General features: G+C 66.1%; 14 protein-coding genes and 1 tRNA gene. All 15 read right to left on the reverse strand.

Going from position 1 to position 16,008, the window contains the following annotated elements; genetic code table 11:
* Window positions 1-28: 28 nt before the first annotated feature.
* Window positions 29-760, reverse strand: a complete 732-nt coding sequence (locus tag LZ198_RS36210) for a hypothetical protein (RefSeq protein ID WP_253976707.1) — start codon at window positions 758-760, stop codon at window positions 29-31.
* Window positions 761-886: 126 nt separating this feature from the next.
* On the reverse strand, window positions 887-1,630 hold the full coding sequence (locus LZ198_RS36215) for a lytic transglycosylase domain-containing protein (protein WP_253976708.1): 744 nt from the start codon (window positions 1,628-1,630) through the stop codon (window positions 887-889).
* A complete protein-coding gene (locus LZ198_RS36220) occupies window positions 1,627-1,977 on the reverse strand; it encodes a phasin family protein (protein WP_253976709.1) in 351 nt (116 codons plus the stop codon). Before LZ198_RS36220 ends, LZ198_RS36215 begins: the two co-directional genes overlap by 4 nt.
* 168 nt (window positions 1,978-2,145) lie before the next feature.
* Complete coding sequence (locus LZ198_RS36225) at window positions 2,146-2,631, reverse strand: hypothetical protein (RefSeq protein ID WP_253976710.1); 486 nt, start codon at window positions 2,629-2,631, stop codon at window positions 2,146-2,148.
* 217 nt (window positions 2,632-2,848) lie between these two features.
* Window positions 2,849-7,060 (reverse strand): DNA-directed RNA polymerase subunit beta', encoded by a 4,212-nt coding sequence (gene rpoC, locus LZ198_RS36230; RefSeq protein ID WP_253976711.1) that lies wholly within the window; start codon window positions 7,058-7,060, stop codon window positions 2,849-2,851.
* Window positions 7,061-7,194: 134 nt separating this feature from the next.
* A complete protein-coding gene (gene rpoB / locus LZ198_RS36235; protein WP_253976712.1) occupies window positions 7,195-11,424 on the reverse strand; it encodes a DNA-directed RNA polymerase subunit beta in 4,230 nt (1,409 codons plus the stop codon).
* Window positions 11,425-11,602: 178 nt separating this feature from the next.
* Entirely contained in the window at window positions 11,603-11,977 is a 375-nt protein-coding gene (gene rplL / locus LZ198_RS36240) for a 50S ribosomal protein L7/L12 (protein ID WP_253976713.1), read from the reverse strand.
* 102 nt (window positions 11,978-12,079) lie between these two features.
* Window positions 12,080-12,601: a 50S ribosomal protein L10 gene (rplJ, locus tag LZ198_RS36245; RefSeq protein ID WP_253976714.1), complete on the reverse strand. Its 522-nt coding sequence runs from the start codon at window positions 12,599-12,601 to the stop codon at window positions 12,080-12,082.
* Window positions 12,602-12,990: 389 nt separating this feature from the next.
* Window positions 12,991-13,704 (reverse strand): 50S ribosomal protein L1, encoded by a 714-nt coding sequence (rplA, locus tag LZ198_RS36250; protein WP_253976715.1) that lies wholly within the window; start codon window positions 13,702-13,704, stop codon window positions 12,991-12,993.
* 31 nt (window positions 13,705-13,735) lie between these two features.
* A complete protein-coding gene (gene rplK / locus LZ198_RS36255) occupies window positions 13,736-14,182 on the reverse strand; it encodes a 50S ribosomal protein L11 (protein ID WP_253976716.1) in 447 nt (148 codons plus the stop codon).
* A 137-nt stretch (window positions 14,183-14,319) separates the two neighbouring features.
* A complete protein-coding gene (gene nusG / locus LZ198_RS36260) occupies window positions 14,320-14,862 on the reverse strand; it encodes a transcription termination/antitermination protein NusG (protein ID WP_163997353.1) in 543 nt (180 codons plus the stop codon).
* Window positions 14,862-15,305 (reverse strand): preprotein translocase subunit SecE, encoded by a 444-nt coding sequence (gene secE, locus LZ198_RS36265; protein ID WP_253976717.1) that lies wholly within the window; start codon window positions 15,303-15,305, stop codon window positions 14,862-14,864. The genes nusG and secE overlap by 1 nt, the downstream gene beginning before the upstream one ends.
* A 101-nt stretch (window positions 15,306-15,406) precedes the next feature.
* Window positions 15,407-15,482: transfer RNA gene (locus LZ198_RS36270), tRNA-Trp, on the reverse strand.
* A 24-nt stretch (window positions 15,483-15,506) separates the two neighbouring features.
* Window positions 15,507-15,671 carry a 50S ribosomal protein L33 gene (gene rpmG / locus LZ198_RS36275; protein ID WP_234069988.1) on the reverse strand — a complete coding sequence of 55 codons (165 nt, stop codon included), beginning with the start codon at window positions 15,669-15,671 and terminating at the stop codon, window positions 15,507-15,509.
* Between the two features lie 101 nt (window positions 15,672-15,772).
* The coding region (locus tag LZ198_RS36280; protein ID WP_456094077.1) for an EF-Tu C-terminal domain-related protein at window positions 15,773-16,008 on the reverse strand (236 nt) is incomplete at its 5' end.

Genomic DNA, 16,008 nt, shown 5'->3' on the forward strand with positions numbered 1-16,008 from the left:
CTCCGTTCCCCGTTGCCCTCGGCCCGCCTCAGCGCGTGGAGAGGGTGAACTCCTGTGTGACGTCCTGCGTCTCCGCCGCGGACGTCTGGAAGCGCACGAGGGGGTTGTCGATCATCACGTTCCCACCGCCCTCGTTGCCCTCGCCGATGATGACCCGGAACACATGCTTGGGCGAATCGCTGCGCGCCCCACCGGCCGTGGTCTTCTTCGCCATCATCGTCACCACGTTGTCGCCCGGCTTCAGGTGGTTCGTGATGTCGGCGATGACCTGATCCTCGTTGCCGCGCAGTCGTCGCAGCCACTTGGAGTTGACGTACACGTCGATGTCGTAGCCCGTCATGCCCGGCACCGACTGCTCCGTCACCAGGAAGTAGCGCTGGGTGACGTGCCCGGCCGCCGGCTTCGCGGCGGGCGGCGGGGGCGTGGCGGGAGCAGTCGCCACCCCTCCCCCCTCCTGCGTGGCGGGAGCGGGCGGAGACGCGGGCTTGGCCGCCGGCGCGGTCGTCGGGGGCGGGGCCACGTTGGCGGTCGGCGTCGGGGGTGGTGGCGCGGTCGTCGTGCTCACCCGGGCCGCGTAGCCGGGGGCCTCGATGTGGACGTTGCCCGACTCGTCGATGCGGACGGTGGCCTTCTCGAACTTCTGGTTCGTCACACCGTCGATCAGCACACCATTGAGGTAGACGGACCCGGCCAGGGAGGTCAGGGGGGACAGGGCCATCAGGGCGGCGGCGACGGCCGCGCGCGAACACCGGCGATTCATGGGGTCACTCCTTGGAATCTCCAACAGTCCCGGGCACTTGCAACGCTTAGCGCACCCTGGGGAACGGGACAAGGCGCACATGCACCGGGTTGGAGCGGCCGAGGAGGCCGGGGATTCAACCGCGCGTCACGGCGCGGGGACGGGCTCGGCGCCCTCGCGCTGGGCCCAGGCCCAGTCGCCGCCCAGGCCATGGCCCTCGCGGAAGCGGCGGAAGTCGCGGCGCACGGCGCGCGGGTAGCGCCGGAAGCGCTCCAGCTCGCCCTGCTTCATCGCGTTGCGGATGCGGGTGGGCCCGGCGTTGTAGGCCATCAGCGCCAGCTCCAGGTCCCCACCGAAGCGGTCCTGCAGCGAGCGCAGGTAGCGGATGCCCAGCCGCACGCACAGGGCCGTGTCCGCCGTCACCTCCTCGCGCGACAGCCGCAGGCCCTCCTTCTCCGCCAGGAAGTGGAGCGTGCTGGGCTTGATCTGCATCAGGCCCCGGGCGCCCTTGTCGGAGATGGCCTCCTCCGCGAAGTCGGACTCCACGTCGATGAGGGCCAGCACCAGCAGCGGATCGTACCCCGCGCTGCGGGCCTCCTCCGCGATGGCCATGCCCAACTGCCGGCGCAGCGTCAGGCCCAGGTCCGGCGCCCGGCGCGACAGCACGGTGTCGATGAGGGACGCCTCCGGCGACGGGCTCTCCGCCGTCATCTGCCCCGGGACGACGGGCTGGACGGGGCGCTCGGCGAGGATGGGCACCAGCCGCGCGGACACGACGAGCGCCACCCCCGCCAGGAGCGGGAGTCGGGAACAACCAGAGCTGAAGGCGTGGAGTGCGTCGAAGAAGCGTGTACCCAGTGACCTCCCGCCCGTGGGGGCGGGAGGAGTCACTTGCGTTGCTCCAGGGCCTGGATGCGCTCGGACAGGCGGTCCAGGCGCGAGCCGAACGCCTGCAACTCCTCGCGGCGGGGCAGCTTCAGACGGGACAGGGCGGTGCGCACACGGTCCTCCACGTTGTGCTCCAGGTCCTTGCGGTGGCCTGCGAGCCGATCAGAGAACGCCTGGGCCTGGCGCTTCACCTCGTCCTGGCTCCATCCCGCCACCGCCGCCACCCGCTGCACGGCGCGGGAGGCTTCCTCCTCGGCCGTGTTCACCGCCAGGAGCGCCTGGCTCCAGATACGCTCGAACGTTTCAGCGACGGGGTTCTTCTCTCGGGGGGCCTCGGCCTTGTTGTCCACTGCGTCTCTCCAAGAGGGGGGGACCAGGCAGGCAGGCCCGGAACCTTCGACGGACCTGCCACGTAATCACACCCCTGGGGTGAAGGAAACGACAACGAGCCCCCTGCCCGTCTCCCACTTCACGCCCGGAGCCAGACAGGGGACACCTTCCGTCAACCACGCGGCGCTTCAGGCGCGGGGCGCGGAGGCGGAGCCGGACTTCGCGGCGCCGTTGCGGCGGATGGGCTTGAGCAGCGCGTCCACCTTGCGCGACAGCTTCGTCAGCTCCTTGTTCAGCTCCTGCAACTGCGACTGGCTGGCGACGCCCACGGCCTCGACGACCTTGGTCTGCAGCCCGTCCAGGCGCTTGCGCAGCTCGGTGCTGGCGGCGTTCACCTTCGTGCCCAGCTCCTTCACGCGCGGGTCCGCCAGGAGCTCGCCGGCCTGCAGCTTCGTCCACAGCGCCTGGGCCTCCTTCGCGGCCTCCAGACGGCGGGCGTCCAGGGCCTTCACGACCTTGCCGGCCTCGCCCTCCAGCTCCTCGATGCGCTTTTGCGCCTGGGCGAGCTGGGCCTTCAGGAAACCTTCCACGTTCGCCAGACCGCTCTTCACCGCCTCGGCGCTCGCCGCGGTGGCGTCCTGCTTCGTCGTCGTCTCGTGCTTCGTCGTGGCCATGTCTTCTTCCTCCCCTTTTCGCCCGGCAGTGCCGGCTGACTGCTCACTGAGTCAAAACCTCGACGCCCAAAAATTAACGCAGCGCGCCATCAGCGTCAAGGCGACCAGCCAGGATTGCTGGGATGACAGGGGCTGAAAACACGACCGCCGCCCCGGCGAGAGGCCGGGACGGCGGCGGACTTCCAGGTGGCACGCCGGTCAGGCGGCCAGGAGGCGACTAGGCGGCGCCCGTCGTCTGGGTGCCCTCGGGACGGGGCGGCGGCGAGGACAGCGGCGCGTCGCCGTGGGTGGCGGCCAGGGCGGCCTCCATCTCGTTGACCTCGTCGGTGGGGCTCTCCACCTCGATGTCGAGGTGCTTGTAGTTCGGCAGGCCCGTACCGGCGGGGATGAGCCGGCCCATGATGACGTTCTCCTTGAGGCCGCGCAGGTAGTCCACCTTGCCGTTGATGGCGGCCTCGGTGAGCACCTTCGTGGTCTCCTGGAAGGAGGACGCGGAGATGAAGGACTCGGTGGAGAGCGAGGCCTTGGTGATGCCGAGCAGCAGCGGCTCACCCACGGCCGGGCGCTTGCCCTCGGCCATGACCTTCTCGTTCTCCTCCTCGAACACCCACTTCTCGACCTGCTCGTCGACGAGGAAGTTGGTGTCGCCCACATCCGTGACGCGCACCCGGCGCAGCATCTGCCGGACGATGGTCTCGATGTGCTTGTCGTTAATCTTCACGCCCTGGAGGCGGTAGACCTCCTGCACCTCGTCCACCAGGTAGCGCGCCAGCTCCTTCTCGCCGAGCACCTTGAGGATGTCGTGCGGGTTGGCCGCGCCGTCCATCATCGCCTCGCCGGCCTTCACGCGGTCGCCGGAGTGGACGCTGATGTTCTTGCCCTTGGAGATGAGGTACTCCTTGGCCAGGTCCGTGCGCTGCTCGCCATTCACCTCGGGGGTGATGATGAGCTTGCGCTTGCCCTTGGTGTCCTTGCCGAACGACACCACGCCGTCGATCTCCGCGATGGCCGCGGCATCCTTCGGCTTGCGCGCCTCGAACAGCTCGGCCACGCGGGGCAGACCGCCCGTGATGTCCTTCGTCTTGGTCGTCTCGCGCGGCACCTTGGCGATGACCTCGCCCGGGTGGATCTCATCGCCGTCGTTGACGGTGATGATGGAGCCCTGCGGCAGGAAGTAGCTCGCCGGGTTGCGGGACGAGGGCAGGTCCTTGGTGTTGCCCTGCGCGTCGCGGATGGACACGCGCGGACGGGCCTCCGGGTCCTTGGACTCGATGACCGTCTTGCGGGACAGACCGGTGACCTCGTCGAGCGTCTCGGACATCGTCACGCCTTCGATGATGTCCTCGTACCGCACGACGCCGCCGACCTCGGTGAGCAGCGGGATCGCGAACGGATCCCACTCGGCCACCAGCTTGCCGGCCTCGATGCGCTCGCCTTCCTTCACCAGGATGCGGGCGCCGTAGATGATCTGGTAGCGCTCACGCTCGCGCCCCGAGTCATCCACCACGACCAGCTCGCCGTTGCGGTTCATCGCCACGAGCGTGCCGTCCGTCTTCTGCACCGTGATGAGGCCCGCGAACTTCACGCTACCTGCGTAGCGGTTCTCCAGGCTGGACTGCTCCGCGCGCCGCGTCGCCGCGCCACCGATGTGGAACGTGCGCATCGTCAGCTGCGTACCCGGCTCACCGATGGACTGCGCCGCGATGACGCCGACAGCCTCGCCCACGGACACCTTGCGGCCACGCGCCAGGTCACGGCCGTAGCACTCCACGCAGATGCCGCGCTTGGCCTGGCACGTGAGCACCGAGCGGATCTTCACCTTGTCCAGGCCGCTGTTCTCGATGCGGCGGACGCGGTCCTCGTCGATCTCCTCGTTGGCGCGCACCAGCACCTCGCCCGTGACGGGGTCGAGGATGTCGTCCAGGGCCACGCGGCCCAGGATGCGCTCGCCGAGCGGCTCGATGATCTCACCACCCTCGACCAGGGCGCCGATGAACAGACCGTCCATGGTGCCGCAGTCGTACTCGTTGATGATGGCGTCCTGCGCCACGTCGACGAGACGGCGGGTGAGGTAACCGGAGTTGGCCGTCTTGAGCGCCGTGTCCGCCAGACCCTTGCGGGCGCCGTGCGTGGAGATGAAGTACTGCAGAACCGAGAGACCCTCGCGGAAGTTCGCGGTGATGGGCGTCTCGATGATTTCACCCGAGGGCTTGGCCATCAGGCCGCGCATACCCGCCAGCTGACGGATCTGCTGGGCGCTACCACGCGCGCCCGAGTCGGCCATGATGTAGATCGGGTTGAACGACGGCTGCTTGCGCGACTCGCGCTTGCCGTCCTTGTCCCCGCTCGTCTCCTCCTGGGAGATCTGCTGCATCATCTCCTGGGCGACCTTCTCGGTGACCTCCGCCCAGATGTCGATGACCTTGTTGTAGCGCTCGCCGTCGGTGATGAGACCCTCGAGGTACTGGTTCTCGATCTCCGAGACCTCCTTGCGCGCGTAGTCCAGGAACTCCTGCTTCTTCGCAGGGATGATCATGTCCTTGAGCGCGATGGAGATACCGGCGCGGGTGGCGTTGAAGTAGCCCAGGCTGCGGATGCGGTCCGCCAGCAGCACCGTCTCCTTCTCGCCGGTGAGGCGGTAGCAGAGGTCGATGAGGCCGCCGAGCGACTTCTTGTCCAGCACCTTGTTGATGGCGTCGAAGCCCACGCGGCGCGGGACCACCTCCCACAGCAGGACGCGGCCGACCGTGGTCTCCTTGCGCTTGCCGTCGATGCGGCAGACCACCTTCGCCTGCAGGTGGACCTCGCCGTGGTCGTACGCGGCGCGGACCTCGTCGGGCGAGCTGAACACGCGGCCCTCGCCGTTGGCGAGTTCACGGGCGCGCGTCATGTAGTAGATGCCGAGCACCATGTCCTGCGTCGGGACAATGATGGGCTTGCCGTTCGCGGGGCTGAGGATGTTGTTGGTCGACATCATCAGCACGCGGGCCTCCATCTGGGCTTCGATGGAGAGCGGCACGTGCACGGCCATCTGGTCGCCGTCGAAGTCCGCGTTGAAGGCGGCGCAGACGAGCGGGTGCAGCTGGATGGCCTTGCCCTCGATCAGCACGGGCTCGAAGGCCTGCATGCCCAGGCGGTGCAGCGTGGGCGCGCGGTTGAGGAGCACCGGGTGCTCGCGGATGACGTCCTCGAGGATGTCCCAGACCTCCGGACGCTCCTTCTCCACCATCTTCTTCGCCGACTTGATGGTGGTGACGTAACCCTTCTCTTCGAGCTTGTTGTAGATGAACGGCTTGAACAGCTCGAGCGCCATGATCTTCGGCAGGCCGCACTGGTGCAGACGCAGCTCGGGGCCGACGACGATGACGGAGCGGCCCGAGTAGTCCACGCGCTTGCCGAGCAGGTTCTGGCGGAACCGGCCCTGCTTGCCCTTGAGCATGTCGGACAGCGACTTGAGCGGGCGCTTGTTGGGGCCCGTGATCGTCTTGCCGCGGCGGCCGTTGTCGAACAGCGCGTCCACGGCCTCCTGCAGCATCCGCTTCTCGTTGCGGATGATGATGTCCGGAGCGTTGAGCTCCTGCAGGCGCTTCAGACGGTTGTTGCGGTTGATGACGCGGCGGTACAGGTCGTTCAGGTCGGAGGTCGCGAAGCGGCCACCGTCGAGGGGAACGAGCGGGCGCAGGTCCGGCGGGATGACCGGAATCACGTCCAGCATCATCCACTCGGGCTTGTTGCCGGAGACGCGGAACGCCTCCGCGACCTTCAGGCGCTTGGCGTACTTCTTCCGCTTCGCCTCGCTGGTCGTCTCGCGCATGTCCTTGCGCAGGGCCTCGGACAGCTTCTCCACGTCCAGGGACTTGAGCATCTCGCGGACGGCTTCGCCGCCCATGCCCGTGGTGAAGGAGTCCTCACCGTGCTCCTGGTAGAGCCGGTGCATCTTCTCCTCGCTGATGAGCTCACCGGCCTGCAGCGGCGTCGACTTGGGGTCGAGGACGATGTAGCTCTCGCAGTAGAGGACCTTCTCCAGCTCCTTGAGCGTGATGTCCAGCAGGTTGCCGATGCGGCTCGGCAGCGACTTGAGGAACCAGATGTGGGCCACCGGCGTGGCCAGGGTGATGTGACCCAGGCGCTCGCGGCGGACCTTCGACTGGATGACCTCCACGCCACACTTCTCGCACACCACGCCGCGGTGCTTCATGCGCTTGTACTTGCCGCAGTTGCACTCGTAGTCCTTCACCGGACCGAAGATGCGCGCGCAGAACAGGCCGTCACGCTCCGGCTTGAAGGTGCGGTAGTTGATCGTCTCGGGCTTCTTCACCTCGCCGTGCGACCACTGACGGATCTTGTCGGGCGACGCCAGCGCGATGCGGATGGCGTTGAACGACAACGGGTCCTTCGGCTTCTCGAAGAAGTTGAAAATGTCCTTCACGTTGCCTCCGAAATCTCGTGAGGCGTCCCCCGTGGGGAACGCCAGATGATTCGGGCCCCCGCCCCGGACCCGGCCGCGGCCACCCTCTCAGAGGGTGGCGGGCGGCCGGTCAGGCGGGCGCACCGGCTCTCTTCTCAGGCCTCGGTCCCGGTCTTCCGGTCCTCGCCGTCACCACCACCGAGGAAGTCCCCGCCGAAGCTGCGCTGACGCTCGGGCGGCGCGCTCTCCAGCAGCTCGACGTCGAGGGCGAGCGACTGGAGCTCCTTGAGGAGCACGTTGAACGACTCGGGCAGGCCGCTCTCCAGGACGTTGTCGCCCTTGACGATGGCCTCGTACATGCGCGTGCGGCCCACCACGTCGTCCGACTTGACGGTGAGGAACTCCTGCAGCGTGTACGCCGCGCCGTAGGCCTCCATCGCCCAGACTTCCATCTCTCCCAGACGCTGACCGCCGAACTGGGCCTTGCCGCCCAGCGGCTGCTGCGTGACGAGCGAGTAGGGCCCGATGGAGCGGGCGTGGATCTTCTCGTCCACCAGGTGGTGCAGCTTCAGCATGTACATGACGCCCACGGTGACGTTCTGGTCGAACGGCTCACCCGTGCGGCCGTCGAACAGCACCATCTGGCCCGTGCGGGGCAGCTTGCCCTCGTCCAGCAGGGAGTGGATCTCCGTCTCCTGGGCGCCGTCGAACACCGGCGTCGCCACGTGGATGCCCTTCTTCGAGCGGCGGCACAGCTGACGGATCTCCTCCTCGTCCAGCTTGTCGAGGAAGTCGTGGAACGCCTTGTCCTCGCCGTAGATGGCCTTGAGGCGCTCACGGATGGCGTCCGCGCCCCAGTTGTCCTCCACGTAGCGCTGCAGCGCCTCGCCGGTGCCCTTGGCGGCCCAGCCCAGGTGCGTCTCGAGGATCTGCCCGATGTTCATGCGGCTGGGAACGCCGAGCGGGTTGAGGACGATGTCCACCGGACGGCCGTCCTCCAGGTACGGCATGTCCTCCTCGGGGAGGATGCGGGACACGACGCCCTTGTTTCCGTGGCGGCCGGCCATCTTGTCGCCCACGGCCAGCTTGCGCTTGATGGCGACGTACACCTTCACCATCTTGATGACGCCCGGAGGCAGCTCGTCGCCCTTCTTGATGCGGGCGATCTTCTCGCCGAAGGCCAGCTTCACGGCCTCCTTCGTCTCCTCCAGGTTGCGCAGGATGTCGCGCACGCGCGAGTCGAGCGGGTCGCCCACGGAGATCTCGCCCCAGTACTTGTAGGGCACCGTGGCCAGCAGCGCGTCGTCGAGGATGTCCCCCTTCTTCAGGAGGATCTTCCCCTTGTCGTCCACGAGCTTGCCCTGGACCTCCTTGCCACGCACCAGCACGCGGATGCGGCCGATGGCGCTGTCCTGGAGGACCTTGATCTCGTCGTTCTGGTCCTTGAGGAGCTTCGCCTCCTCCATCGACTCGATCTGCTTGGCGCGCTCGTCCTTCTCCACGCCCTTGCGGCTGAAGACCTTGGCGTTGATGACGGTGCCCACCACGCCCGGCGGGACGCGCAGGGAGCTGTCGCGCACGTCGCCGGCCTTCTCGCCGAAGATGGCGCGCAGCAGCTTCTCTTCCGGAGACAGCTGCGTCTCGCCCTTCGGGGTGATCTTGCCCACCAGCACGTCGCCGGGCTTCACCTCGGCGCCGATGCGGATGATGCCGCTCTCGTCGAGGTCCTTGAGGGCCTCCTCACCCACGTTCGGGATGTCGCGGGTGATCTCCTCCTTGCCCAGCTTGGTGTCGCGCGCGATGCACTCGAACTCCTCGATGTGGATCGACGTGAACACGTCGTCCTTGAGGATGCGCTCGCTGATGAGGATGGAGTCCTCGAAGTTGTAGCCCTGCCACGGCATGAACGCGACGACCACGTTCTGGCCCAGCGCCAGCTCGCCGGTCTCGGTCGCGGGACCGTCGGCGATGACGTCACCCTTCCGCACCTTGTCGCCCTTGCTGATGATGGGCTTCTGGTTGAGGCAGGTGTTCTGGTTGGAGCGCTGGTACTTGAGCAGGTTGTAGATGTCGACCTCGCTCGACACGTCGCTCAGCGAGGCCGGCACGTCCGCCTTCACCACGATGCGGCCGGCGTCCACGCTCTCCACCGTGCCGTCGCGGCGCGCCACGCACGTCACGCCCGAATCGCGCGCGACGATGGCCTCGATGCCCGTGCCCACCAGCGGCGCGCTGGTGCGCAGGAGCGGCACCGCCTGGCGCTGCATGTTGGAGCCCATGAGCGCGCGGTTCGCGTCGTCGTTCTCCAGGAAGGGGATCAGCGACGCGGCCACCGACACGAGCTGGTTCGGGGACACGTCCATCAGGTCCACGTCCTCGGCGCGCGCCTGGACGAACTCACCGCCGCGGCGGCTGGAGACGAGGGCGTTGATGAACTTGCCCTTCTTGTCCGTCTCCGCGTTCGCCTGGGCGATGGTGTGCTTCTCCTCCTCGAGCGCGGAGTAGAAGGCCACGTCCGTCGTCACCACGCCGGCGTCGACCTTGCGGTACGGCGTCTCGACGAAGCCGAACTCGTTGACGCGAGCGTAGGTCGACAGCGACGCGATGAGGCCGATGTTCGGACCTTCCGGCGTCTCGATGGGGCAGATGCGGCCGTAGTGCGTCGGGTGCACGTCGCGCACCTCGAAGCCCGCGCGCTCGCGGGTGAGGCCGCCGGGCCCGAGGGCGGACAGACGACGCTTGTGCGTGACCTCCGACAAGGGGTTCGTCTGGTCCATGAACTGAGACAGCTGGCTGGACCCGAAGAACTCCTTGATCACCGCGGTGACGGGCTTGGCGTTGATCAGGTCGTGCGGCATGAGCGTCTCGATCTCCTGGAGGCTCATGCGCTCCTTGATCGCTCGCTCCATGCGAACCAGGCCGATGCGGTACTGGTTCTCCAGCAGCTCGCCCACCGCGCGGACGCGGCGGTTGCCCAGGTGGTCGATGTCGTCGATGGTCCCCTTGCCGTTCTTCAGATCGATCAGGTAGCGGATCACCTCGAGGATGTCCCGCTTGGTGAGGATCTGCCCGTCGAGCGGCTCCTCGAGGCCGAACTTGAAGTTCAGCTTGAGGCGACCGACCTTGGAGAGGTCGTAGCGCTCCGGGTTGAAGAACAGGTTGGTGAACAGGTTGATCGCCGTCTCCGGCGTCGGCGGATCGCCAGGGCGCAGGCGGCGGTAGATCTCCATGATGGACTGCTCGGGCGTCTCGAGCTTGTCCAGCATGAGCGTCTCACGCAGGTAGGGACCCACGTTGAGGTTGTCGATGAAGAGGACCTTGAACTCCTTGATGCCGCGCTTCAGGAGCTCGTCGACCTTCTCCTGGGAGACCTCCTCGTTGCACTCGAGGATGACCTCGCCCGTGGTCTCGTCGACCACGTCGTAGGCGGACACCTTGGTGAAGAGCTCGTCCGCGTCGATGGGGAGCGTCTTCATCTTCGCCGCCTCGAGCTTCTTGATGGCGGCGCGGGTGAACTTGCGGTTCTTCTTGACGATCAGCTCACCCGTCTTCGTCTTGATGTCGCGGGTGGCGCGCTGGCCCGGGAGCAGCTCCAGCTCGACGCTCTTCTCGAAGTCCGTCGCGCTCTGGAGGTAGATGGTCTCCGTGGCGTAGTAGTAGTTGAGGATCTCCTCGGTGGAGCCCTTGAACTCCAGCGGGTTCTTCTTCGCGGTGTCGCTGACGGCGCCCAGGGCGCGGATGAGCACCGTGGCCGGCAGCTTGCGGCGGCGGTCGATGCGCACGTACAGCAGGTCCTTGTGGTCGAACTCGAAGTCGATCCACGAACCGCGGTAGGGGATGATGCGGGCGTTGTACAGCAGCTTGCCGGACGAGTGGCTCTTGCCCTTGTCGTGGTCGAAGAACGCGCCAGGGCTGCGGTGCAGCTGGCTGACGACCACGCGCTCGGTCCCGTTGATGATGAAGGTGCCGTTCTGGGTCATCAGCGGGATTTCCCCGAAGTAGACCTCCTGCTCCTTCACGTCACGGATCGACTGGGCGCCAGTCTCCTCGTCCTTGTCCCACACCACCAGACGTACCACCACCTTGATGGGGGCGGAGTAGGTCATGCCGCGCTGGTGGCACTCGTCGACGTCGTACTTCGGCTTCTCCAGGTGATAGCTGACGAACTCCAGCGAGGACGTCTCGTTGAAGTCGCGAATCGGGAATACCGAGTTGAAGACACCCTGAAGACCGATGTCCTCGCGCTTCTCCGGGGCGATATCGGCCTGGAGGAACTTCTCGTAGGACTGCTTCTGGATGTTGATGAGATTGGGAATGTCGATGATCTTCGCGATCTTGGCGAAGGTCTTCCGCACGCGGAAATTGTTCTGGATCTGCGTCGGCATTCTGGCTCCGGGGACGGCTGCTCGGGCGGGGCAAACATCAATAACGCGCGGCGGCGCCGGGAAATTTGCAACTGTCAAATGGGCAAAGCCGGCAGCCCCCTCGCTGGGAGCGCCGGCCTGCTCATCCGGTCAGGAGGCTGCCTGGGAATTCCCGGAAAACAAGCAGCCCCTGTGGAAACTACTTGATGTCGACGGTGGCGCCAGCGGCGACCAGCTGGTCCTTGATCTTCTTGGCGTCGTCCTTGTTGACGCCCTCCTTGACCGTCTTGGGCGCGCCCTCGACCAGGTCCTTGGCCTCCTTCAGGCCCAGGCCGGTGATCGCGCGGATCTCCTTGATGACGTTGATCTTGTTGGCGCCGGCGTTCGACAGCACCACCGTGAACTCCGTCTTCTCCTCGACAGGCGCCGCAGGGCCGGCAGCCGCGGGACCCGCGGCAACGGCGACGGCGGCGGCGGAGACGCCCCACTTCTCCTCCAGCGCCTTCACGAGGTTCGCGGCCTCGATGATGGTCAGGCCGGAGAGCTGCTCAACGATCGCATTCAGGTCAGCCATGGAACTGTGTCCTTCTGGTATTGACTAACGGCCTACTTCCCCAGTGGGGAGGTACGGCCGAAGAGGTTGGTGTAGCAAAACTTCTCGGACAGATGAGGAAAACTACCCCTGCGCCTTGTCCGCGTGGGCCTGGACGACCCGCGCGAGCTGGGAACCGGGAGCCGCGATGGTCCGAACCAGCTTGCTGGCCGGCTGGTTGAGCATCCCGAGCAGCTGCGCGCGGAGCTCGTTGAGACCCGGCAGCTTCGCCAGCTGCTTCACGCCGTTGACGTCGACCTTGCGGCCGTCGACCACGGCGGTGCGGATCTTGATCTTGTCCTCGAGGTCCTTCGCGAACTCGGTCAGGATCTTGGCGGGCGCCACCACATCGCCGTAGCTGATGCACAGCGCCACGGGACCCGTGAAGTCATCAGCGATGACCGCGACGTCCGTGCCCTGCGCAGCACGACGCGCCAGCGTGTTCTTGATGACCTTGTACTCGACGCCGCCCTCGCGGAACTTCTTGCGCAGCTTCGTCACCGTCTCCACGTCCACCTTGGAGAACTCGGCGACGATGGCCGACTTGGTCCGCGAGAACTTCTCGTGGAGCTCCTTGATCATCTCTTCCTTCTCGCTCTTCAGCACTTTGACTCACCTCCTTACTGGCCCGCCTTCCAGCGGGCGTGATGCCTGGGCCAAAGTGGCAGAGCGAGAGGAACCTCCGAGAGGAACCACACCGCACCTCCAGTCTCGGCAGGGCTGGCCTTTCGACCGTTTGAACCCGGCAGAGCGAGCCGTCCCCCGACCGGTTGCCCGGTTGCCAACGGGGATACTTCTCCTCTGACCCGGGTCCCTGCTGTCATGAACCAGGTCGGAACACCCCGTCTCACGACGTGGCGTCCCAATTGCAAAAGCCGGGGGCCTATACCCCCGGCTTCGGCAAAGATCCAGAACTTTCGAACCTGAGACGTCAGACGGGCAACGCCCTGACACCCCGGGTGGGAGCAGGAACGTTGCCCGTCGTGAAAAACCGCCTAGCGGTGGCGGTTCAGGATTTCCTGGGTGTCGATCTTGATGCCAGGGCCCATCGTCGTGGAGATGGCGATGCCCTTCAGATAGACGCCCTTGGCGGTGGCCGGCTTGAGCTTCATCACCAGGTCCACCAGCGCGTTGAAGTTGCCCTCGAGCTTGTCCGCCGAGAAGGAGGCCTTGCCCATCTTCGCGTGGACGATGCCGGCCTTCTCCGCGCGGAAGTCGACCTTACCGCCCTTCGCCTCGCGGATGGCCTTGGCCACGTCCATGGTCACCGTGCCGACCTTCGGGTTCGGCATGAGGCCACGGGGACCGAGCACCTTACCGAGGCGACCGACGATACCCATCATGTCCGGGGTGGCGATGACGGTGTCGAAGTCGAGGAAGCCCTCCTCGATGCGCTTCTGGAGGTCCTCTGCGCCGACGATGTCCGCGCCGGCGTTGCCGGCCTCGGTCGCGCGCTCGCCCTTGGCGAACACCGCCACGCGAACCGTGGCGCCCGTGCCGTTGGGGAGGACGACGGCGCCACGAACCATCTGGTCCGCGTGCTTGGGGTCCACGCCCAGGTTGATGGAGACGTCCACCGTCTGGTCGTACTTGGAGGCGCGCGCCTCCACGGTCTTCTTCAGCAGCGCGAAGCCCTCGGTGATGCTGTAACGCTTCTCGCGGTCAACCAGGGCGGCGGCCGCGCGGAACTTCTTCCCATTCTGAGCCATGACAGAATTCCTCGTCCGTGAGTGGGGCGGACTAACCGACGACGTCGATGCCCATGGAGCGCGCGGTGCCAGCAATGGTGTTCATGCAGGCCTCGAGCGACGCGGCGGTGGTGTCCTGGATCTTCTTCTTGGCGATCTCCTCGAGCTGCTTCTGGGTGATCTGCCCCACCTTCTCCTTGCCAGGCTTCTTCGCGCCCGAGCCCTTCTTCTTCTCGGTGTGCAGGCCCGCCGCCTTCTTGATGAGGATGGCCGCCGGAGGCGTCTTCAGGATGAAGGTGAAGGAGCGGTCCTGATACACGGTGATGATCACCGGGATGATCAGGCCTTCCTTGGCCTCCGCCTGCGTCTTCGCGTTGAACTGCTTGCAGAACTCCATGATGTTCACGCCCTGCTGACCGAGCGCGGGGCCGATCGGCGGAGCGGGATTCGCCTTGCCGGCGGGAATCTGCAGCTTGACCTGTCCTGTGACCTTCTTCATCGGCTGACGACTGCCTTTCGAGGGGGTGGTCCTACCGGGCCTCCAGACGGGGAGGCCCTCCCACCCATGGGACCGCGCCCCCAGGAGGGACGCGGAGACTGATGCGAGCGCGCTCTATCCGAGCCGCTCGCGAAGAACTAGCCGGTGGTCTTCTCCACCTGCATGAAGTCGAGCTCAACGGGGGTGGCGCGACCGAAGATGCTGACCAGCACCTTCACGCGACCCTTCTCCGCGTTGACCTCCTCCACCGTGCCGTTGAAGTTGGCGAAGGGCCCGTCGATGACGCGCACCGTGTCGCCCTCGTCGAACTGCACCTTCGGCTTCGGCTTGAGCGTGCCCTCGGAGATCTGGGACGTCAGGCGCGCCACTTCCTGGTCGGAGATGGGCAGCGGGTTCTGGTTCTGCGCCGTGCCGGGGAAACCGGTGATCTTCGGCGTGTTCTTCACCAGGTGGAGCGTCCGGTCGTTCAGCTCCATCTGGACGAAGATGTAGCCCGGGAAGAACTTGCGGCGGGAGGTCTTCTTCTCCCCCTTCACCATCTCCACGACCTGCTCCATGGGGATGAGGATCTCACCGAACTGGTCCTGGAGCCCCTCGAGGCGCACCTTCTCCTCCAGGCTCTTCTTCGCCTGGTTCTCGAAGTTCGAGTAGGTGTGGACCACGTACCATTTCATCGCCATTACAGCTTCCCCCACAGGGCCGGCAGCCACTCCACCATCAGGTTGTAGGCGACGGAGTCGATGCAGAAGAGCAGCACCGCGGCGACCAGCGAGGCGACGACCACGGCCACCGTCGACGCCCGGGTCTCGCCCCAGGTTGGCCAGGTGACCTTCATCAGCTCGCTCGCGACCTCCATGGAGAGCGCGTGCGTCTTGGGGTGGAAGTAGCCCACCAGCGCGAGCGCGACGGCCAGCACGTAGCCGACCAGGGTGGACACCTTCCAGTCCAAGCCCTCGATGAGGATGGAATCCGGCCACCCGAAGCTCGCCCAGAGCATCCCCACGACGCGCTCCAGGAAGAGCGCCAGGATGATGCCGGCGAGGAGGTAGAAGATGACCACGAGCCGCTTCGGATCCATCGCCGAGCGGTTAGCCTGCTGGCTGGCCTCTGATGCCGTCGCCATGGTGCCTCACGAGGTACTACGAATGCGGAAGACTATCGACGCGGGAAACACAGGAACCCCCGGTACCTCCAGGTACCGGGGGCCCCGCTCCCACTGAGACTTGGCAGGCCAGGAGGGATTCGAACCCCCAACACGCGGATTTGGAGACCGCTGCTCTACCGTTGGAGCTACTGGCCTAAAGACTTCTCAGGAACTACCGACCTAGACCTTACCTTCCTTGTGGTCCGTGTGCTTGCGGCACCGCGAGCAGAACTTGCTCAGCTCGAGCTTGTCCTGGCTCTTCTTCTTGTTCTTCGTGGTCGTGTAGTTCCGCTCCTTGCACACCGTGCACTCGAGCGAAATGATGGACCGATTACCCTTGCCCATGGCCTACCTCATCAGACACGGAAGGGGAAGGCTACCAGAAGGTACCCTCCCCCCGTCATCTGGAAATGGATGCCGGCCGGCCCGAGGGCCGGCCAGGCGGATTACTCGATGACCTCGGCCACGACGCCGGCGCCCACCGTGCGGCCGCCCTCGCGAACCGCGAAGCGCAGCTCCTTCTCCATCGCCACCGGGGTGATCAGCTCCACCTCAATCGCGATGTTGTCGCCCGGCATCACCATCTCGACGTTCTCCGGCAGCTTCACCGTGCCCGTCACGTCCGTCGTGCGGAAGTAGAACTGCGGACGGTAGCCCTTGAAGAACGGGGTGTGACGTCCAC

Source organism: Myxococcus dinghuensis (assembly GCF_024198235.1).
Lineage (GTDB): Bacteria > Myxococcota > Myxococcia > Myxococcales > Myxococcaceae > Myxococcus > Myxococcus dinghuensis.

What these genes read in the sequence shown, in the direction of transcription:
- LZ198_RS36210 (WP_253976707.1), bottom strand. Translation starts at nt 760, where the DNA reads ATGAATCGCCGGTGTTCGCGCGCGGCCGTCGCCGCCGCCCTGATGGCC.
- LZ198_RS36225 (WP_253976710.1), bottom strand. Translation starts at nt 2,631, where the DNA reads ATGGCCACGACGAAGCACGAGACGACGACGAAGCAGGACGCCACCGCG.
- rpoB (WP_253976712.1), bottom strand. Translation starts at nt 11,424, where the DNA reads ATGCCGACGCAGATCCAGAACAATTTCCGCGTGCGGAAGACCTTCGCC.
- rplL (WP_253976713.1), bottom strand. Translation starts at nt 11,977, where the DNA reads ATGGCTGACCTGAATGCGATCGTTGAGCAGCTCTCCGGCCTGACCATC.
- rplA (WP_253976715.1), bottom strand. Translation starts at nt 13,704, where the DNA reads ATGGCTCAGAATGGGAAGAAGTTCCGCGCGGCCGCCGCCCTGGTTGAC.
- rplK (WP_253976716.1), bottom strand. Translation starts at nt 14,182, where the DNA reads ATGAAGAAGGTCACAGGACAGGTCAAGCTGCAGATTCCCGCCGGCAAG.
- nusG (WP_163997353.1), bottom strand. Translation starts at nt 14,862, where the DNA reads ATGGCGATGAAATGGTACGTGGTCCACACCTACTCGAACTTCGAGAAC.
- secE (WP_253976717.1), bottom strand. Translation starts at nt 15,305, where the DNA reads ATGGCGACGGCATCAGAGGCCAGCCAGCAGGCTAACCGCTCGGCGATG.
- rpmG (WP_234069988.1), bottom strand. Translation starts at nt 15,671, where the DNA reads ATGGGCAAGGGTAATCGGTCCATCATTTCGCTCGAGTGCACGGTGTGC.